Annotated in this window: 17 protein-coding genes; 6 read left to right on the forward strand and 11 right to left on the reverse strand. The window is 70.5% G+C overall.

All coding sequences use genetic code 11. From position 1 onward, the window contains the following. Nucleotides 1-142: 142 nt before the first annotated feature. Nucleotides 143-1,114 carry a quinone oxidoreductase gene (locus K8625_RS41225; RefSeq protein WP_223785783.1) on the reverse strand — a complete coding sequence of 324 codons (972 nt, stop codon included), beginning with the start codon at nucleotides 1,112-1,114 and terminating at the stop codon, nucleotides 143-145. A gap of 256 nt (nucleotides 1,115-1,370) precedes the next feature. On the opposite strand from K8625_RS41225, the gene K8625_RS41230 reads away from it, so the two are divergent. Then, on the forward strand, nucleotides 1,371-1,817 hold the full coding sequence (locus K8625_RS41230) for a hypothetical protein (RefSeq protein ID WP_223750791.1): 447 nt from the start codon (nucleotides 1,371-1,373) through the stop codon (nucleotides 1,815-1,817). 3 nt (nucleotides 1,818-1,820) lie between these two features. Here the strand turns inward: K8625_RS41230 and K8625_RS41235 are convergent, their stop codons facing one another. Further along, on the reverse strand, nucleotides 1,821-2,021 hold the full coding sequence (locus K8625_RS41235; protein ID WP_223785784.1) for a SlyX family protein: 201 nt from the start codon (nucleotides 2,019-2,021) through the stop codon (nucleotides 1,821-1,823). Between the two features lie 65 nt (nucleotides 2,022-2,086). Between K8625_RS41235 and K8625_RS41240 the strand changes: the two genes are divergently transcribed. After that, nucleotides 2,087-2,386, forward strand: a complete 300-nt coding sequence (locus tag K8625_RS41240) for a hypothetical protein (RefSeq protein WP_223750792.1) — start codon at nucleotides 2,087-2,089, stop codon at nucleotides 2,384-2,386. A gap of 13 nt (nucleotides 2,387-2,399) precedes the next feature. On the opposite strand, the gene K8625_RS41245 is transcribed toward K8625_RS41240, so the two are convergent. Both K8625_RS41245 and K8625_RS41250 read right to left on the reverse strand, forming a co-directional pair. Continuing rightward, the gene (locus K8625_RS41245) at nucleotides 2,400-3,389 is read right to left on the reverse strand and encodes a hypothetical protein (protein ID WP_223785785.1); all 990 of its coding nucleotides are present in this window, start codon (nucleotides 3,387-3,389) and stop codon (nucleotides 2,400-2,402) included. 39 nt (nucleotides 3,390-3,428) lie between these two features. Further along, nucleotides 3,429-3,773 carry a DUF2007 domain-containing protein gene (locus K8625_RS41250; RefSeq protein WP_141331910.1) on the reverse strand — a complete coding sequence of 115 codons (345 nt, stop codon included), beginning with the start codon at nucleotides 3,771-3,773 and terminating at the stop codon, nucleotides 3,429-3,431. A gap of 264 nt (nucleotides 3,774-4,037) precedes the next feature. Between K8625_RS41250 and K8625_RS41255 the strand changes: the two genes are divergently transcribed. Beyond that, nucleotides 4,038-5,975, forward strand: a complete 1,938-nt coding sequence (locus tag K8625_RS41255) for an ATP-binding protein (protein WP_223785786.1) — start codon at nucleotides 4,038-4,040, stop codon at nucleotides 5,973-5,975. Here K8625_RS41255 and K8625_RS41260 read toward each other — a convergent pair whose 3' ends face one another. Continuing rightward, on the reverse strand, nucleotides 5,976-6,398 hold the full coding sequence (locus tag K8625_RS41260; RefSeq protein WP_324289136.1) for a hypothetical protein: 423 nt from the start codon (nucleotides 6,396-6,398) through the stop codon (nucleotides 5,976-5,978). 213 nt (nucleotides 6,399-6,611) lie between these two features. Here K8625_RS41260 and K8625_RS41265 point away from each other — a divergent pair, with 213 nt between their 5' ends. Next, entirely contained in the window at nucleotides 6,612-6,821 is a 210-nt protein-coding gene (locus K8625_RS41265) for a hypothetical protein (protein WP_223785787.1), read from the forward strand. A 138-nt stretch (nucleotides 6,822-6,959) separates the two neighbouring features. On the opposite strand, the gene K8625_RS41270 is transcribed toward K8625_RS41265, so the two are convergent. The 4 genes from K8625_RS41270 to K8625_RS41285 form a co-directional block, all read right to left on the reverse strand. Next, nucleotides 6,960-7,799 (reverse strand): hypothetical protein, encoded by an 840-nt coding sequence (locus K8625_RS41270; protein WP_223785788.1) that lies wholly within the window; start codon nucleotides 7,797-7,799, stop codon nucleotides 6,960-6,962. Beyond that, nucleotides 7,796-8,551 (reverse strand): hypothetical protein, encoded by a 756-nt coding sequence (locus K8625_RS41275; RefSeq protein WP_223785789.1) that lies wholly within the window; start codon nucleotides 8,549-8,551, stop codon nucleotides 7,796-7,798. The genes K8625_RS41270 and K8625_RS41275 overlap by 4 nt, the downstream gene beginning before the upstream one ends. Further along, nucleotides 8,548-10,509: a TonB-dependent receptor domain-containing protein gene (locus K8625_RS41280; protein ID WP_223785790.1), complete on the reverse strand. Its 1,962-nt coding sequence runs from the start codon at nucleotides 10,507-10,509 to the stop codon at nucleotides 8,548-8,550. Before K8625_RS41280 ends, K8625_RS41275 begins: the two co-directional genes overlap by 4 nt. 1,433 nt (nucleotides 10,510-11,942) lie before the next feature. After that, entirely contained in the window at nucleotides 11,943-12,338 is a 396-nt protein-coding gene (locus tag K8625_RS41285; protein ID WP_223785791.1) for a hypothetical protein, read from the reverse strand. A 567-nt stretch (nucleotides 12,339-12,905) separates the two neighbouring features. Between K8625_RS41285 and glpD the strand changes: the two genes are divergently transcribed. Then, the gene (gene glpD / locus K8625_RS41290; RefSeq protein ID WP_141332325.1) at nucleotides 12,906-14,600 is read left to right on the forward strand and encodes a glycerol-3-phosphate dehydrogenase; all 1,695 of its coding nucleotides are present in this window, start codon (nucleotides 12,906-12,908) and stop codon (nucleotides 14,598-14,600) included. 230 nt (nucleotides 14,601-14,830) lie between these two features. Next, a complete protein-coding gene (locus tag K8625_RS41295; RefSeq protein WP_223785792.1) occupies nucleotides 14,831-16,624 on the forward strand; it encodes a S8 family serine peptidase in 1,794 nt (597 codons plus the stop codon). A gap of 7 nt (nucleotides 16,625-16,631) precedes the next feature. Here the strand turns inward: K8625_RS41295 and K8625_RS41300 are convergent, their stop codons facing one another. Together K8625_RS41300 and K8625_RS41305 are read right to left on the reverse strand one after the other, a co-directional pair. Then, nucleotides 16,632-17,123 (reverse strand): anti-sigma factor, encoded by a 492-nt coding sequence (locus K8625_RS41300; protein WP_223785793.1) that lies wholly within the window; start codon nucleotides 17,121-17,123, stop codon nucleotides 16,632-16,634. Continuing rightward, nucleotides 17,120-17,737: an RNA polymerase sigma factor gene (locus tag K8625_RS41305; RefSeq protein ID WP_223750804.1), complete on the reverse strand. Its 618-nt coding sequence runs from the start codon at nucleotides 17,735-17,737 to the stop codon at nucleotides 17,120-17,122. The genes K8625_RS41300 and K8625_RS41305 overlap by 4 nt, the downstream gene beginning before the upstream one ends. Nucleotides 17,738-17,854 lie beyond the last annotated feature (117 nt).

Raw genomic sequence — 17,854 nt, forward strand, 5'->3', positions numbered from 1 at the left:
GTGGGAGAGTAGGTCGCTGCCGGATTCTTTTTGAGAAGCCCTCGTCGCCTCGTGCGACGGGGGCTTTTCTTTTTTCCAGCTCCCATCGCTGAACACATATCAGACCCCCAGCGAAGTTCGCGCTGAGGGTCCGAGGTATGGCTCAGGCAACTCGGAGCACGACCTTGCCCATGGTAGCGCGGGACTCCAGTTGCCGGTGGGCTTGGGTGGCGTCTTCCAGCCCGACCACCAACCCCAGCTTCACCCGAAGCCGTCGGGCCGCGAGGGCCTGACCCAATGCCTCTCGCGCCTGGCGCTGCAGGGCGGCCGGGTGCGGGGTGCGCAACCAGTACGCGCTGACCTTCAGCGACTTCGCGTAGAGCGCCTCCACCTCGAATGCCGGCGGAGGACCACTGGCGTTCCCGTACGCCACCAGGTGGCCGAAGGGCGCGAGCGACTCGAGGCTGCTCGCCCAGGTGCTGGCGCCCACCGAGTCCAGCACCAACTCCACTCCGCTGCCTCCCGTCACCTGCTTCACCCAATCCGAGACTGACGCCGAGCCTCCGTACACGAAGACCTCGTCGGCGCCTGCCTCTCGCGCCAGTGCGGCTTTGTCCGTGTTCGACACGGTCCCCAGCACCACGGCTCCCAAGGTCTTGGCGAGCTGGATGGCGAGAAGACCCACGCCTCCCGCCGCGGCGTGGATGAGGACCCGGTGACCTTTCTGCACCTGCGCTGACGTGAAGAGGAGATGCCAGGCCGTGAGGCCCTGCACGAGGAGCCCCGCTGCCTCCTCGAAGGAGACGTGCTCAGGAAGCTCCAGGAGCTCATCCACCGAAGTCGTCGCCAACTCCGCATAGCTCTGCTGTGCGAGCGCCACCACTCGCTTGCCGACCCATCGTGAGTCGACACCCTCGCCGACCTGGTCCACGACCCCCGCGGCCTCGCTTCCGAGGATTCGTGGGAGCGGGGCCGTGGCGTCGTAGAGGCCTCGACGGCGTTCCGTGTCCGCGAAGTTCACGCCCGCAGCCCTCACCCGGATTCGCGCCTGGCCAGGACCCGCGGTCGGGTCTGATACCTCTTCCAGCCGCAACACGTCCGGACCGCCTATCTCGTGGTAGCGAATCGCTCTCATCCCCGCGTCGTAACGACGAGGTGACTTCGTCGCCGCTGCTCGCTCGCGAGGATTCGCGCGACGCCGAGGTGCTCCTGCTCTCGCACTGGTCCCTGACAGAGGGCCGACTGGGTCCGCTGCGGCTGTCGCTGTTCCGCTGTTGTTGACCCATGGACGTGAAAAAGTGGGGGAACGAAGCGGGAACGCCTCGTGTGACTGGCCTCGGTCCACCGGGCTTGCTTGAGTGGCGCTCCCCCACGCAAGAGGAGCCTCCTGAATGAAGCTGCTTCGTCCCTCGCTTGGTGTCCTGCTCGCGGCCGGTTTCTTCGTCGCGCCCATGCGCTCCGATGCCGCCACGGTCCGCGTCGGGCTCGGGGCAGACTATTGGATTGATCAAAGCGCGGCCTTCAGCTTCCTGCTGGGCGTGGAAGGCCGGCTCGCGGGGCCTCTCTCGGTGGGCGCTCGCTTCGGCGCCTCGCTCATCACCGATGGCAACGACGTGGGAATCCCCCTGGATGTCGTCCTCCGCGCGAACATCGCCAGCGCGGGGGTCTACGTCGAAGGACTCGTGGGGCCCTGGATTGTCATGGGCCGTGGCGATGCGCTTCGCGCGCATGCCGCCTTCGGCTTCGGCCTGCAGGGCAAGGCCGCGAGCATCGGCGTGGAGGTGGGCTACCTGGACCCCGACCCCGTCATCGGTCTGCGCCTGGGCTACAAGTTCTGAGGCTCAGTAGTGCGGTGGGCGCTCTTGCTGACGGGCGTCCACCAGCCCGGGCTCGGCCTCCAGCTTCTTCTTCAGGAGGTCCAGCTCCACGCGCAGCGCCTCGATGACCCGCTGCTGCTGATAGAGCACGTCGCTCAGCGCCTGCAGCGTCTCCTGCTGCTGCATGTAGCGAAGCTCCAGCTCGGTGATGCGCGACTCGTCCATGGGGCCCACCCTTACCTCGGAGTGGCCCCCGTCGTCCCTCCCTCGCAGCTCCCCGGCGTCCTGCCATGAACGTCCAGGAACACCTCCAACGTGCGCGCGAGCTCCTCGCCCGGGGCCAGCCCGAGCTGGCCGAGTCCGCGCTCAGTGACGCCATCGACGCCTCCGTCGCCCAGGAGGACCTGGTGCTCCTCACCCGGGCCCGCTTCGCCCTAGGAGAGCTGCTCTTCCAGCAGGAGCGCGATGACGAGGCCCTGCCCTACCTCCTCGCCGTCGTGCGGACCGAGCGTGTCGATGGCTCGGTGGACCACGAGGTCAAGGCCTCCGCGCGCATGCTCCGGCAGATTCGAGGCATCGAGCCTCGCTGAGCCCCGCGCCCTGTCAGGGGACGCTGCAGGACTGGCGGATGAGCTCCATCCGTCCGGAGAAGCGACGCTCGAGGTCCATCCGCGTCAGTCTCGCGTCGTCGATGCGCCGCGCCTCGAGTTGCATCGCGCACAGGGCCGCCAAGGCCTTGGGGCTTCCCAAGTCGAGTCGGTCCGCCTGTCTCAAAGCCTCCTGGGCACCGTCCACATCTCCCAGGCGGAACAAGGCCAGCCCCAGCTCGAAGTGAGCGAGCGAGAGCCTGGGGTCCTCCAGCGTCGCCTTGCGCAACACCGCCACGGCCTCCGCTCCCTGGCCGGCCGCGCGCAGTACCAGCGCCTGCTCCACCAGCAGCCGCGCGAGGGGGACCTTTCCCCGCAGCGCCATGAGCACCGCGAACGCTTCCGACGGCCGCTGGGCCGCGCTCAGCAGTCGCGCGTAACGAAGCCCGATGAGCGGCTCTCCCGGGGCCTTCTCGAACGCGGCCTTCATCGCCTCGGATGCGCCCACCGTGTCGCCACCCCGCTCCCGGAGCTCCGCTCGGAACACGTCGGGCCGGGCGTCCATGGGCGCCAGCTGGTTCGCCCGCTCCAACGCCGTGCGGACACAGCGCTCCATCCGCTCCACTTCACAGACGCGCGCGAGCAGCAGCTGCGTCTCCATTGCCTCGGGCTCCCGGCGCTCCGCCGCCAGGGCCAGCTCGTGTGCCTCGGCCGGGGCGCCGTCGAGCAGCAGCTCCGCGGCTTCACGCAGCTCCGCGGCCGTCGCCTTCGGATGCTCTCGCAAGGGGAGCAGCAGCCTGACGCGCTGCTCGGGCAGCGGGGTGGCTCGAGCGATGCTCAGCTCCTGCTCCGGCATGTTCCTGGGCAGGAACAGCGGGATGAGGTGAATCAGGAACGCCACGCCACACACCACCAGCATGCCGCGCAGGCCCTGATCGACCCGCCAGCGCCGTCGCTTCCCGGCTGGCACCTCCTCGGTGAGGGGTTGCTGTCGCTCTGCTTCCATCCGCCGCACGTCCCGTTCTCGCCCAGCCGCTGGCGCGGCTCACACTGCCCGAAGTCGCGGCCGGAGGCCTCGAGGCAATTCGACCCCGCAGCTCCAGCACAGCTCGAAGTTGCCCGGGTTCTCCTCCCGACAGCCCGGACACTCCACCGTGCGCGAGGCCTCCTCCTGGTTCTCCTTCAGCTCCGCGACCACCGCTCGCGCCTGCTCCACGTCCTCGGGATGGAGCCAGAGCTCCACCCACGTCTCGCCGCTCGGAATCTCTCCGGTCAGCGGGGCCAGCGACTCGCCGCGCACCTGGACGGACATTCCCTCGGCTTCCAGCGTCCCCGCCAGCAGCCGCGCCTCTCCCACCGTGCGGTGCACGGAGAACTGCACACGCTTCATGTCTCTCTCTTCACAGATGACGGGGCGCTCGGCAACCACACCCACCGCTGCCGTGCCGCCTTCTCTCACCGAAGCCTGCTCGTCTGCTTATTGTTCATGCTTTGTCACAACCCACGCAGGTCGACTGTCGCCTGTCCCCTGGTGTTTGCCTTTCACCGCGCGTCCAGGTGAAGATCAACATCGGCGGGGCGCCGCCCGAGCGTCTCCCGGTGCGCCCTCCACTCACTGTGTGAAGCCTTTGTCCAGGATGCGAGACGCCGTCCCATGCGTGCGCACGCTCTCCAATTCCGTTCGGCTCTTCCCACACACCTCGCGTGGGTTCGCTACGGCTTCGCCGTCCTCTGCGTGAGCCTCGCGGGGCTCGCCGCGTGGTGGTTCGTCTTGCCTGGGGCCACGGCGCTCCTGCTGTCGCTCTCGGCCGTGCTGCTCGCGGCGCTCACCGGAGGCGCGGGACCCGCCGGGTTGGCGACCCTGGTGGGGACGCTCCTCTGCATGCTCGGTCCCGCATCGCCAGCGAGCCCCTCGGCGCCGAGCACCGTCGCCCTCTTCCTCATCGTGGGGGCGCTTGCCTCCCTGCTGGCGGGACGACGTGTACAGGTACCAGAGCGCGTCACGGCGCCCTCGCTCGTGACACCCGCGCCGTCCTCCGGCCTGGAAGCCCACTTGCTGCGAAGCCTCAACGACGCGGTCCTGGCCACCGACAACCGAGGCGTCGTGCGCTACCTCAATCCCGCGGCCGCGCACCTGCTGCAGTGCTCGGAGGCGGAGGCCCTGGGTGCTCCCCTCTCACACGTGCTGCGCTCCCGCCCCGAGTCGGGCTCCTTCCCGCTGCGCCAGGCGGCGCCTCCCAAGACGTGGTCCCAGTGGCCCCGCGCGCTGAAGCGACGCGACGGCGGAGAGCTGCCCATCGAGGAGTGCACCGTGTCCCTGCGCGGGGCCGATGACGAAGAGCTCGGCGCCGTGTGGGTGTTCCGCGACGCGACGGCGCGTCGACAGCTGGAGCTCGAGCGGACGCGGTTGCTCGAACGCGAGCACGCGGCGCTCGCCGAGGCCCAGGTCCAGCGCGAGCGGATGGAGTCACTCTTCCTCCAGGCCCCCGTCGCCATCGCTGTCTTCCGTGGGCCGGACCATGTCTGTGAGCTGCTCAATCCCCAGGCGTGCGCGCTGCTGGAGGTGGATGCCCACGCCATCGGCAAGCCGCTGCGCGACCTGCAGCCCGCCATGGACCCCGGCATGTTGCGGCTCCTCGATGACGTCTACCGCGAAGGCAAGCCCCTCTCCGGGCGCGAGGTGCCCCTGGCCTCCGCGTCTCCCTACGTCACCCCGGCGCTCTCCCGACAGCAGCGCTTCCACGACTTCAGCTGGCAGCCCTGGCGTGATGCCCGAGGCGTCGTCCAGGGCGTGATGGCCGTCGCCGTGGAGGTGACGGGACTGGTGGTGGCCCGGCGCGCCGCGGAGGACCTGGCGAGGGACTTGCGCGAGGTGGTCCAGTCCCGCGACGAGTTCCTCTCCATCGCGAGCCATGAGCTGCGCACCCCCATCACCTCCGTCCAACTCCAGCTCCAGTTCCTGCTGCGTGGCGCGCCGGCGATGGGCTCCGAGGCCACGGCCTCGCTCGTGCGTCGCCGCGTCGAGTCCACGCTGCGCTCCGTCGCCCAGCTGCACCAGCTCGTCGCCACGTTGTTGGACGTGTCCCGCATCCGCGCGGGTCGACTCGACCTGCATCGTGAGCGGGTGGACCTGTCGTCACTCACTCAAGAGATGGTGTCCCGCGTCCAGGAGGACGCGGCGGGCGCGCGATGCCCCGTGCGGCTCGTGGTGTCCGAGCCCCTCGTCGGCCACTGGGACCGCGTGCGGCTGGAGCAGGTCATCACCAACCTGCTGTCCAATGCCTTCAAGTACGGCGCGCAGCAGCCCGTGGACGTCCTCGTCACGCGCGAGGACGGCTACGCGCGCTTGAGCGTGAAGGACCATGGCATCGGCATCGCTCCCGAGGACCACGCCCGCATCTTCCAACGCTTCGAGCGCGCCGTGTCCCAACGCCACTACGGCGGCTTCGGGCTGGGTCTCTGGATCGTCCGGCAGATTGTCGAGGCGCTCCAGGGCGACATCCGCGTGGAGAGCGCGCCCCACGCGGGTTCCACCTTCATCGTCCGGTTGCCCTTGCAGGACTCGACCACCGCGGCCGACGCGGCCCTCTGACTACTCCTCCTGGCGGAGCTCGTGGGGCAACACCACGTGCGCATGGCGCGGCGCGCGGGTGTGCAGCTCCCGCGTCAGCAGGGCGTCCAGCTCCCAGAGCAGGAGGTCGTAGAGCGGGCCCGCGCCTTTCGCGGGAAGGCGCTCCGTGGCCAGTCGGACCCGAGGAGACTCCTCGTCCTCGAACGCGAGCGTCACGGCGAGCCCGTCGGGACCGCCCGCCTGGGGTACGAGCACCACGGGTGCCGGCTGGTGTTCCACCTGCTCGAGCAGGGGCATGAACGTGCGGACCTCATGGGCCGTCAGTTCCCGCTCGGATACCACCTCGCCCTGCTCCAGGACCGACAGGTGCTCAAGTCCCGTCAACCGCAAGGCCTGGGCCGCCGTGTTCGTCCGGCCGCTGCGCTCATAGGTCATCGTCCTCACGCCCATCACCTCCGTGCCAAGGAGGTAGGCACTCAGGCGCGTCCCGACATCCCCGCACGGACGAGGGACGGCCCGCAGCGCCGCCACACCGACACCCGGACGTACGCTTCAGGACAGCGTGGCGAGCCCTCCGCCCGAGTGTCCACCGCCGGGTCACTCTCTACGGTGCGGCCCTCTCGAGCACTCCCGCTCGGGAACGCCGGAGGTTCGCCCATGGGCAACAAGGGTAGCGGAAAGATGCCGAGCGCCAATGACCAGCGCTCCGACTCCAAGAATCCCAACAACCCCGCGCACAAGTCGTCGCAAGACAACCGCGCCAATCAGCTGAACAAGGAGCACGCGCCGAGCAAGGGCCCGGGCAACACCATCCCGGGCGGCGCTCCGGGGAGCGGGCAGCCAGGCTCGAACACGCCGAAGCACTGAGGTCCCTTCTGGCGCGAGGCCCCCGCTCCCGGTGGACCAGCACCGGTGGAGAGGGAGCCGTAAGCCATCACGGCCGGCGCGGTGTGTCGCTCGCGCGACGGGTGCTCACCGCGCCGCCGTGTCGTGGGACGAAGTGCTTCAGCGCGCGCGGGGCTCGCACTCACCCTCGCCCCGGAAGTGGCCCGCGGTGCGGACCAGCGCCGTGACGAAGTCGCGCAGGTTGCGCACGTTGGCCGCGCCGCCCGTGCCGTACTGGTCGATGGGCAGCTCCGTGAGGTCCACCGCGGCCAGCTCCTCCAGCGTCACCTCGCCATCCGGTCCGGCGATGCCCAGCCTGTCCGCCTGGGCGATGGCGTCGAAGCGCATCTTCGCGTCCGGCGACTGGAGGTCGTCGAAGAAGAGGTGGTCCCCGTGGATGGTGAGCTGCACCGTCTCCTCGCCGTCCTTGGGCACCGTCACGCCCGCGCCCAGCTCGAGGCTCTCGCAGTGCTCGTAGAGGGTGTTCGTGGTGAAGCCCCAGTTGAAGCGCTTCGTCTCGCGGTCCTTCGTCGCCTGGCCGGCGACGTACACGCTGTAGCCCTCCGTCTTCATCAGCGTCACGTCCGCCGCGTCCGCGTTGCCCGCGACCGCGTCCGCCACCGGCGCCATCGCGAAGCTGATGTGGTCCCACTTCTGCGCGGGGAGGTCCTTGAAGCTCTCCACCACGACGGGGCCGGGCTTGTGCACGTCGAACACGCGCGCCTGCGTCTGCTTCGCGGCCACCTCGTCGTGTGTCTCCACCGTCACCTCGCTGAGCACCACGAGGAACTTGTCGAAGCGCACCGTCCAGCCGTCGGTGAAGCCCGCCTCGTCGCCCACCGCGGGAGGAATCTGCTTCTCGATGAAGTCCTCTCCATACGTGGTGAACGTCACGTTGCCCGTCCCATCACTGCAGGCGACGAGTCCCAGGCACGACAACCCCAGCATCCAGTTCTTCATTGCGCGGCTCCCTCTTCCCACGTCACCACGTAGGCGGTTGTGTCCTCCACGCCGCGCATCAGCGCATTGCGCGCCTGGCTGTCGGCGGGGAAGGTGTAGATGCCATCCGCGTCCGTGTCGGTCGCGGTGGCGAAGTCGATGCGGTCAACCCACTTCCTCAGGTCCACGGTGATGCGTACCCGGCCCGCTTCCAGCCCGAGGGACTTCTCGAAACGCACTCCGGCCACCGGCTTGGGCAGGTCCGCCTCCACGTCGAAGCGCACCTGACCTCCCTCCGCGTTCGTCGCCGTGCCCACCAGCCGTACGGCGTGGCCTTTCAGGACGCCTTGCGCGTCGGTGGTCGCCGTCGGGGTGGCGAGTGTCAGCTCCAGCGAGCCGTACTCTCCCGTCACCGCGCTCGCGGTGCCCAGGGGGGTGATTCCGCTCAGGAGGTCCACCGTGTGCGTCTCAAGCAACTCGCCCAGGGCGTCTCCCGGCGCGTAGTGGCCCGGGTGCGCGTGCGCCGTGCCTCCGAGGAGCGCGTACCAGTCGAAGGTGCGGGAGAGGAGCACTCGGCCTTCGAAGAAGCGCACCGGACCCAGGGAGACGTGCGCGGCGTCGAGGGTGATTCGCCAGCCTCGCTCGTTGGGTGTGTTGGACAGCGGGGCCGAGGTGGACTCCACGGTGAAGACGCGGCGCTCGGCCTCGCTGCCACAGCCGAGCAGCAGGGCCGCGACGGCCACCGTGCCCCTCAGGATGTGTCTGCGATTCATAGATGGACCTCCAGGGTGAGCGAGGCCATTCGAGGCGACCCCGCGGTGAAATGTCGGGCCGGGACGAGGCTCGCCGGGGCGCTCGGGTCGAAGCGGGAGCTGTAGACGAACTCGCCGTCACGCCAGCGCGCGTCCAGGAGGTTGCGCACCTCCAGCTTCAGTCCCAGTTCTCCTCGGCGCAGGCCCAGGTCCAGGTCCGTGAGGAAGACGGAGTGGCTCTTCTCGTCGAAGGGCAGCGGGCGCGGGCCGAGGAACGTCAGCCCCGTGCCCACCGTGAAGAGGGTGGGCTCGGCGCCCAGCCAGGACCATTCGAGGGGATGTTCCCAGCCCACGTCCGCTCTGGCGACGAAGGGGGCGAAGTAGGGGAGCAGCGTGTCGGTCCTCGTCACGTAGGCGTGCGCCACGGTGCCGCTCAGCGCCGCGACGAGGCCTCGCACGGGGCGCGCCTGGAGCGACGCCGTCACTCCCGAGCGGAGGGTCTCGCCCGTGTACACGGTGGTGCCCACGGTGTGGTCGAAGAAGAAGTCGTTCTCCACCTGCGAGCCGAAGACGCTGAGCTGCACGGCCCACGTCTCCCTGTCCTTGCGCGCGCCGACCTCCGCGCCGTGCACGGACACGAAGGGGGCTCGCTCTCCCTCGGAGAGGCTGCGTGCCTGGGGCGAGCGGAAGCCGTCGCCGTAGCTGGCGAACAGTCGCCACGGGGTCGCGTCGTCCGACAGCGCGTACTCGAGGCCCGCCTTCGCGCCCAGGTGCACGCCGAAGGCGCTGCGGGAGTAGCCCTGGCCGTCGTAGAAGCGCGGGTCGCGGAAGGCGAGCGCGTCGAAGACCTCGACACCGAGCGCGTCCGCGCGGCCACCGATTCGGAGCGCCCAGCGGCCGAGGACCATGCGCCCCTCGGCCCAACCCCAGACATCCGTCTGGGTGAAGTGGGCGTCGATTTCGTCGGAGAAGAAGGTGCCGTCCGATTCGCGGTAGCGCCGCTGTGTCTGTTCCACGCCGTCACGCCTGGCGCCCAGGCCGAGCTCCAGGGTTACGGGACGGCCGAACATCGTCACCGTGCGGCGGTGCTCGGCGCGGGCTCCGAGGATGATGGAGTCGTTCGTCTGCTCGAGTCCGTCACCTCGCTCGTCCACCCGGAAGCCGGTGAAGTTGTTGCGCAGCCGCAGGTCCGAGAGGATTCCGAAGAACTCCAGCTTCGTGCGGCCCTGACCCGAGCGGGGGAGGTCCACTCCGAGCAGGAGCTGGTGCCGGGAGACGGTGCCTCCCTGCCGTGGCGTGGAGGCGGAGAAGAAGTCTTGCTGACCTGTGAGGAGCGCGTCCTCGCGTACGACGCCGGGCGAGTCGAAGCGGGTGATGTAGCTGCCCGCGAGGGCTCGTAACGTGAGTCCGTCGGTGAGTCTCGTCGTTGCCTGCGCGAGCAGGGAGGCTCGGCCATAGCCGCGCTGCGCGCCGTAGTTCCTGGCCTCGCCGAGCTCCACCGCGGCGAACGTCTCCGGGTCCTCGCCCGGACGCACGGTGGCCACCAGTCGCCGCTGGCGGTACTGGCCCAGCGTGCCCGCGAGGTGCACGCCCTGCTCCTTGACGCCCAGGTCCATGCGCACCGTGCCGGCGACGGCGAAGTCACCTTGTGCCGCGCGATACGAGCCCTCCGTCACTTCGAGCGCCTGGACGACCTCGGGGATGACGAAGTTGAGGTCCGCGTAGCCAAGCGCGTGGATGTGGCTGACCTCGTTCACCGGGAGGCCCGCGACGGTCAGCTCCACGTCCTGTCCGTGCAGGGCGTCGAAGCCGCGCAGGAAGAGCTGGTGCGCCTTGCCCTCTCCGCTGTGCTGCGAGGCCACGAGACCCGGCACGGCGCGGAGCAGGTCCACGGCTCCGCTGCGCGGCGCCGCGTCCAGGATGTCCCGGCCGAGGGTGAGCTCCGAGGCGCTTTGTGGAGGCCGTGTGCCTCGGACCACCGTGTGGGTCTTCGGCTCCGTGCGTGGGGGCTTGTTTGCGTCCTGCTCGGACTGTGGGACCTGATGGGCTTGAGGCTCCGTGGGCGGTGTTGTTGCTTCGGCGCTCGGCGCTGCTTGCGCGGGCGTGCTGGAGACATGGGGCTGCGCGGACGGTGTGGTCGCTTCGGCGCTCGGTGCTGCTTGCGCGGGAGTGCTGGAGATATGGGGCTGCGCGGACGGTGTGGTCGCTTCGGCGCTCGGTTCTGCTTGTGGAGGAGGGCTGGCGATTGGGGGCTGCGAAGACGGTGTCGTGGCTGCAATGCCCGGTGCTGCTTGCGAGGCCTGGGTGGCGATGCGGAGCTGCTCGGACGATGTCGTCGCTTGAGTTGCGCCCGGTGCTGCTTGCAAGGCCTGGGGGGCGATGCGGAGCTGCTCGGACGATGTCATCGCTTGAGTCGTGCCTGGTGCTGCCCGCGGGGCTCGGGGGGCGGTGCGGAGCTGCTCGGACGATGTCGTTGCTTGAGTCGCGCCCGGTGCTGCTTGCGAGGGCTGGGGGGCGGTGCGGAGCTGCTCGGACGATGTCGTCGCTTGAGTCGTGCCCGGTGTTGCTTGCGAGGCTCGGGTGGCGATGCGGAGCTGCTCGGACGATGTCGTCGCTTGAGTCATGCCCGGTGCTGCTTGCAAGGCCTGGGTGGCGATGCGGAGCTGCTCGGACGATGTCATCGCTTGCGTCGCGCCTGGTGCTGCTTGCGAGGGCTGGGTGGCGGTGCGGAGCCGCGCGGCCGGGGTTGCCGCTTCGGTGTTCAGCCCCGCGTGAAGAACTGGGGGCGTGGAGAGGGGCACTGTGGTGGGGGGAGCGGTCTTCGCTGTGTTCAGTGCGTGCGGCGTCGCCGTCGGAACAGGTGCTCCGGTGACGGCACGGCTCGCGTGTTGCTCCGTCGACGACTTGTCTGCTCCCGGTGCAAGCGCTTCGCGAGCAAAGCGACTCGCGGCAGACTCCGCAGACGGCGTCGTTGCCGCGACGGTCCGCCTGGCGAGTGCTGCGTGGCTCGTGGCCCTGGATGGTGCGCCGGAGGTTGGCGCGCCGCTTGTGACCACGGACAGGTTCGTGCTCGCTCGTGCGCTCGTCGCCGAGGGCATGGTTGCCTCGCCGAGCGTCAAACGTGGCTTCGCCACCGCGAGCAGCGGTGCACAGAGGACCCACAAACCTGTCGATAGCGCGACGGTCACGACACTCGTGGACATGAAGGACACTCACGGCAGGTCGCCTCGGTCCTCGTGCCCTCGTCCACGCGGCTCTCGCGTGACACTCCTGGCTCGAAGACGGAGACCCTCCGCCGTCATGGATGGGGGGCGATGACACGCAAGACTCCGCCACCTCATCGCGCACACCCGGCGCGCGGAGGTCCGAAGCTCACGTTCGATGGATTCGCTTCAGCGCGAGCGCCGTGGACCTATGGCCCTTGCGGCATCGCCGTCGGCCGGAGTGCCACACCCGGCAACCGCGTCGGCGCATGCACGGACTCGTGCTTCCACGACACCCACCGCACCACCGGCACCAGGGCCACGACCCACGTCGCCGCCACCACGCTCAGGTGCTCCACCGCGCCGGTCAGGTGCTTGTGGCCATCCGGACCATGTCCCGTCTCAGGCGACTGACGCGTGGGCTTCGGCGCAAGGCCACTCTCGTCCGGAGCGTCATGGCTGTGCGCCTGACCCCCGTGACTGTGCACATGCGCCGCGCCACCATGGCCCACCACCGCGTGCAGCACCGGCGCCACCGCGAGCCCGTACACCAGGACCATCAGGCCCAGGCTCGCGAGGTCTCGTCGGTCGTGGGGATTCAGCAAGGCGCTGGTCGACAGGGCAGGGGATGGTCGCCTCCTACCCGGCTTCCCGGGCCCACGCAAGGCAGCACACCCGCACCGCTCGCCCCAGTCCTCGTGCCCGCTCATGCGCCGACTCCATGCTCACGCAGCGCGACCTCGCGACCCGCGGGCCTCGTGCCGCGCGGTCACCTCGCGGGTGTCGGCGCCCAGAGCGAACACAAAGCCAATCGCAAACATCGGGCCCTCCACGCGCCTTCTTCGCCGCATGAGCAGGTGTTCCCAGCCCGTCGGGACGTGCCTCGTGCGCGGCCGCCCCGGCGCTTCGTGTCCCAGCGCATGTGGGTGACCCGGCTGCGCGCGAGACCCCCGCCGCACACCCGCGCCGGGTCCCCGATGCAGGCGTCGGACACCGCGATCAACCGGTCCGCCGCCGAGGTCCCCCGGGAACGGGCCCTCTGCCTCCCACCTGTCACTCCCCCTGGGAGACTGTCCACCGCACCCGCCCCCGGGATGTGGGTGCTGTGTCCCTCTTGACGCGGCGCATTGATTCCCGTGTCACCCAGGGCGGACCGTCATTACAATATGCGTGTGCGTTCTGAATCCGTAGCGCTCCGCCAGTTGTCCGCAGAGGGGGACATTCCGCCGACGAAGCCTCGCTCCGAGCGGCTGAAGGCCCTCGCCACCGAGGAGTTCGACCTGCTCATCATCGGGGGCGGTGTCACCGGCGCGGGCTCCGCGCGCGACGCCGTCCTGCGCGGACTCAAGGTCGCCCTCGTGGAGCGAGAGGACTTCGCCAGCGGCACGTCCAGCCGCTCGTCCCGCCTCATCCACGGCGGCCTGCGCTACCTCGAACACGGTCACCTGGGCCTCGTCTTCGAGTCCAGCATCGAGCGCCGCCGCCTCCTCAAGCTCGCACCCCACCTGGTGCGCCCGCTCGCCTTCGTGTGGCCCGTCTACGCCGGCGCCCGCGTGCCCCGCTGGAAGCTCAACGCGGGCCTCATGCTCTACGACGCCCTCTCCCTCTTCCGGAACGTGAAGGGCTATCAGCGCCTCAACCGCGACCAGCTCCACCAGTCCGAGCCCGGCCTGCGCACCGACGGCCTCAAGGGCGGCGCCCGCTACTACGACGCCGCCACCGATGACGCCCGCCTCACCCTGGCCAACGCGCTCGGCGCCTCCGAGGCCGGCGCCGTCGTCCTCAACCACGCCTCCGTCCAACGCCTCGACGTCGTCGACGGCAAGGCCCGCGGCGCCATCGTCGTCGACCACCTCACCGGGCAGCAGCTCACCGTGCGCGCGCGCGCCATCGTCAACGCCACCGGGCCGTGGAGCGATGAGATCCGCAAGCTCGATGCCCCCGACGGCAACGCCCACGCCGTGCGCGGCAGCAAGGGCGTGCACGTCGCCGTGCCTCGCAAGCGCCTGGGCAACCACGACGCCCTCACGCTCCTGTCCCCCAAGGACGGCCGCGTGATGTTCGTCCTCCCCGCCGACGACTTCACCATCATCGGCACCACGGAGACCTCCACGCGCGCGCACCCCGCCGAGGTCCGCGCGAGCGAGACGGACGTCGCCTACCTCCTCGAGTCCGCCAACGCCTTCTTCCCCGAGGCGCACCTCACCCGCGAGGACGTGGTGAGCGCCTGGGCCGGCATCCGCCCCCTGTCCGCCAGCGGCTACCACGGCACCACCGACGCGGGCAGCGCCAGCCGCGAGCATCACATCGACCTCAGCCCCACCGGCGTGCTCGCCATCAGCGGCGGCAAGCTCACCACCTATCGCGTCATGGCGCGCGACGTGGTGGACGCGGTGGAGAAGCACCTGGGCCAGCCCCGCCGCAAGGCCCCCACCGAGTCCCTGCCCCTGCCCGGCGGCGACATCCCCGACCTGAACGCCGAGCTCGCCGCCGCGCGCGACGTCGTCGGGGACGCGGCCACCGCCACGCACCTGGTGCGCGCCTACGGAAGCCGCTGGCGCCGCGTCTGGGCGCTCACCCGCGAGGACGCCTCGCTCGCCCGCCCGCTCGCTCCCGGCCTGCCCTACCGCGCCGCCGAGGCCGTGTGGGGCGTCACCCACGAGCTGGTGCACACGCTCTCCGACCTGCTCATCCGTCGACTCAAGGTCGCCTTCGAGACCCGGGACCTCGGCCGCGGCGCCGCCCAGGTGGCCGCCGAGGTCATGGCCCCCCGACTCGGTTGGGACGAGGCCGAGACCCGCCGTCAACTCGACACGTACGCCTCCGACGCGCTGCGTATCTTCGGCATCGACAGCGCTGAATCCTGAGAAGGCGGGCGAAACAACGAGCGTCCGTCCAGCGCCGTACGCCCGCGTGTCTCACGCCCCGAGACAGTCGTCCTCCGCCTGACAGGCCCGCGAGCAGCCGGACGGCTGGCGTGCTTAACTTGCGCGTGGGGAACGGGAAGCGGTGTCCTCTCGTTCACCCCGGCCGTCGAATCCGGACCGGGGTGCCCTCCGTACCTACCCGTTCGCCGGGGCGTTCAAGGAGAATGACGATGAAGCGTTGGGTCTGGCTCGGGTTGCTCGGTGGGGCGGTGGCGTGCACCAAGGTCCCCGACAGGGATCCCCCGGTCTCCGAGGAGGTCTGCCCCGGGACGGAGGCGCTGTCGCTGCCGGGCACCGCGCGTCAGTCGCTCAACCCGCTCGCCGGCGAGGATGGCGCGGAGCCGGTGCTCATCACCTTCCGACCCCGCGTGTCCGCCAGCGCCGTGTCCAACCTGGACACGCTCACCGAGTCGGCCCGGCGCGTGGGCGCCCAGGTCCACCGCCGCTTCCCCCACCTGAACACCATCGCCGCGAAGGTGTCTCCCGAGGCCCGCCGGGCGCTCGAGCAGGACCCCGACGTGCTGCGCGTGGAGCCCGACCGCGTGGTGCGCGCGTTCGGGATGCCGAGCCCGCTGTCCCCGTCCCTCTTGCAGGGCGTGCTGCCCAACACGAGCGGCTCCACGGGCGAGTACACCGCGGGGCTGCACCGCGTGCAGGCGCCCCAGGTCTGGGACGCGAACAACGACGGCGTGCTGGATGACGGCGCGCCCTCGGGCACGGGCATCAAGGTGTGCATCATCGACAGCGGCTGGGACAACCGGCACCCGGAGCTGGCGGCGGCGTACCTGGAGGGCAAGGACTTCCTCGACGGGGACGACGAGCCGCTGGACCAGGGGCGCGTGAGCGGCGTGCTGAAGTGGGGCGGCGGTCACGGCACGCACACGGCGGCGACCATCGCGGCGCAGCTGGGCGCGGGCGCGCACGTGCGGCCCGGCGAGGAGCCCAACGGCGTGGCGGGCGTGGCGCCCACCGTGTCGCTGCTGGTGGCGCGCGTGCTCGACGTCAACGGCGACGGCAACACGTCCAACGTCATCGCGGCCATGGACTGGTGCATCGAGCGCGGCGCGCACATCGCGTCGCTGTCGCTGGGCTCCATCGCGCCCTCGCAGACGGAGGAGGCGGCCTTCCAGCGTGCGTTCGACGCGGGCATGGTGGCCATCGCCGCGACGGGCAACCGGGGCACGGAGGAGAAGTCCTACCCCGCGGGCTACGAGAACGTCATCGCCGTGGGCGCCATCGACGCGAACAACGCGTGGGCGCCCTTCTCCCAGTACGGAAGGGACTTCGTGTCGCTGGTGGCGCCGGGCGTGGGCATCCTGAGCGCGACCATCGTCGGCGGCGCGCCGTACGGTGACGTGGACGTGGGCGGCACGCGCTTCGCCTCCGAGCCGCTGGAGTACACCGGCGTGGGCAAGTACGCGGGGCGGATGGTGTACTGCGGCCTGGGTGAGCGCGTCTCGTCGTGCGGCGAGGGCGCCACCTGTGACGGCTTCGTCGCGCTGGTGGACCGAGGCGGCGGCATCCTGTTCAAGGAGAAGGCGCTCAACGCCATCCGCGCCGGCGCGAAGGCCATCGTCGTCGGCAACAACACCAGCGAGGACGGGGCGGGCAACTTCACGCTCACCGACCCGGAGGACTTCTGGGTGCCGACGACGTCCGTCACCCTGGTCAACGCCAACACGCTCAAGGGCCTGGTGGGCCAGGACGTGACGGTGGACGTGTCGGGCCTGGACTACCTGCGCCAGTCGGGCACGTCCATGGCCACGCCGCATGTGGCGGGCGTCGCCGCGCTGGTGCTGGGCGCGTGTCCCAGGCTCACCCATGTCCAGGTGCGCGAGGTGCTGGAGAAGACGGCGCTGGACCTGGGCGAAGCGGGCAAGGACATCAAATTCGGTCACGGCCTGGTGCAGGCCAAGGCCGCGGTGGACGAGGCCCGGCGCATCTGCCCGCCTCCCGCGCCGTGAAGCGGACCTAGTCCCGACGCAGGGCCAGCACGGGTGAGGCGATGAGGCACGCGCCCACCCGGGCCTCCAGCGCGGCGGCGGCGTCCTCGCATGCCTCCACGCCTCCGGTGACGAGCACCTCGCGGCTCCAGGGCTCGTCCACGCCAGCGCCGCTCACGCCGCCCCGGGGCAGCACCAGCCCCACGAAGGCCACGGCGGCCGTGGCGGCCATCAGCATCATCCCCCAGTGTCGCCACGCGCCCTCGCGCGGAAGCTCACGCACGACGGGCGCCGTCGCGCGGGCGTGGAGGCGCGCCTCGAGCGCCTCGAAGCTCAGGGCGGGGCGGCGCGGCTCGCGGCGCGCGCGCTGGGCCATCCACCCGCGCTCGGCGCGCTGCCACGCCAGCGCGTGCTTGCAGGCAGCGCAGGCGTCCGCGTGCGCGCGCACCCTCGCGGCGTCCTCGGGTGAAAGCTCTCCGGCCAGCAGCGCGTCCAGCTCGCTCTCGCGGCACGTGCTCATGGGTGTCCTCCTCCGAGGTGGGCGGCCAGCTGCTCGCGCAGGCGCAGGCGCGCGCGGTGGATTTCGTTCTTCACCTTCTGCAGCGACCAGCCCATCACCGAAGCAATCTCCTCGTAGGGAAGCCCATGGTCGATGCGCAAGAGCAGCGCCGCGCGCCGCTCCTCGTTGAGCGTCCCGAGCGCCTGGGCCAGGAGCCCCTCCAGCTCCCGGTCCAACAACAAGTCCTCCGGTGACGGCGTGGGCAGCACCGCCTCCAGGTGCGCGGCGTGCTCCTCGTCCTCCACGTCCACGTGGACCCCCCGGGTGCGGCGGGACTCCAGATAGACATGCCGGGCGATGCCGAGCAGCCACGCGCCCACCCTGTCCTCGTCGCGCAGCGCCCCGAGCCTCGCGTGCGCGCGGACGAAGGTCTCCTGGGTGGCCTCGTCGGCGGCGGCCTCGTCGCGGAGCACGTCGCGCAGGAAGCGCCAGACGGCGGGGGCGTGCCGCTCGAAGAGCGTGCGGAAGGCGGCGGGGTCCCCGGTGCGGGCCCGGCGCAACAGGCGGCGCTCACCCTCCGTGTCGGATGGGGGCGCACCCACCAGGACCATCTTCACCGCGGAAAGAAGAGCCACGCCACCACCGTGTCACGAGACGCGCGGGAGTTTCAGCCGACCCGTCGAATCCGGCGCGCGCGGGTGCCCGCCTGCCCCGCTCACGAGGGCCGGGAGCCAACCTTGTTGGGGAACTGA

The sequence above is a fragment of the Myxococcus sp. AS-1-15 genome (assembly GCF_020037055.1).
In the GTDB taxonomy this organism is placed as follows: domain Bacteria; phylum Myxococcota; class Myxococcia; order Myxococcales; family Myxococcaceae; genus Myxococcus; species Myxococcus fulvus.

Coding starts and splice junctions, on each gene's coding strand:
- K8625_RS41225 (WP_223785783.1), bottom strand. CDS start 1,114: ATGAGAGCGATTCGCTACCACGAGATAGGCGGTCCGGACGTGTTGCGG.
- K8625_RS41230 (WP_223750791.1), top strand. CDS start 1,371: ATGAAGCTGCTTCGTCCCTCGCTTGGTGTCCTGCTCGCGGCCGGTTTC.
- K8625_RS41235 (WP_223785784.1), bottom strand. CDS start 2,021: ATGGACGAGTCGCGCATCACCGAGCTGGAGCTTCGCTACATGCAGCAG.
- K8625_RS41240 (WP_223750792.1), top strand. CDS start 2,087: ATGAACGTCCAGGAACACCTCCAACGTGCGCGCGAGCTCCTCGCCCGG.
- K8625_RS41245 (WP_223785785.1), bottom strand. CDS start 3,389: ATGGAAGCAGAGCGACAGCAACCCCTCACCGAGGAGGTGCCAGCCGGG.
- K8625_RS41250 (WP_141331910.1), bottom strand. CDS start 3,773: ATGAAGCGTGTGCAGTTCTCCGTGCACCGCACGGTGGGAGAGGCGCGG.
- K8625_RS41255 (WP_223785786.1), top strand. CDS start 4,038: ATGCGTGCGCACGCTCTCCAATTCCGTTCGGCTCTTCCCACACACCTC.
- K8625_RS41265 (WP_223785787.1), top strand. CDS start 6,612: ATGGGCAACAAGGGTAGCGGAAAGATGCCGAGCGCCAATGACCAGCGC.
- K8625_RS41270 (WP_223785788.1), bottom strand. CDS start 7,799: ATGAAGAACTGGATGCTGGGGTTGTCGTGCCTGGGACTCGTCGCCTGC.
- K8625_RS41275 (WP_223785789.1), bottom strand. CDS start 8,551: ATGAATCGCAGACACATCCTGAGGGGCACGGTGGCCGTCGCGGCCCTG.
- K8625_RS41295 (WP_223785792.1), top strand. CDS start 14,831: ATGAAGCGTTGGGTCTGGCTCGGGTTGCTCGGTGGGGCGGTGGCGTGC.
- K8625_RS41300 (WP_223785793.1), bottom strand. CDS start 17,123: ATGAGCACGTGCCGCGAGAGCGAGCTGGACGCGCTGCTGGCCGGAGAG.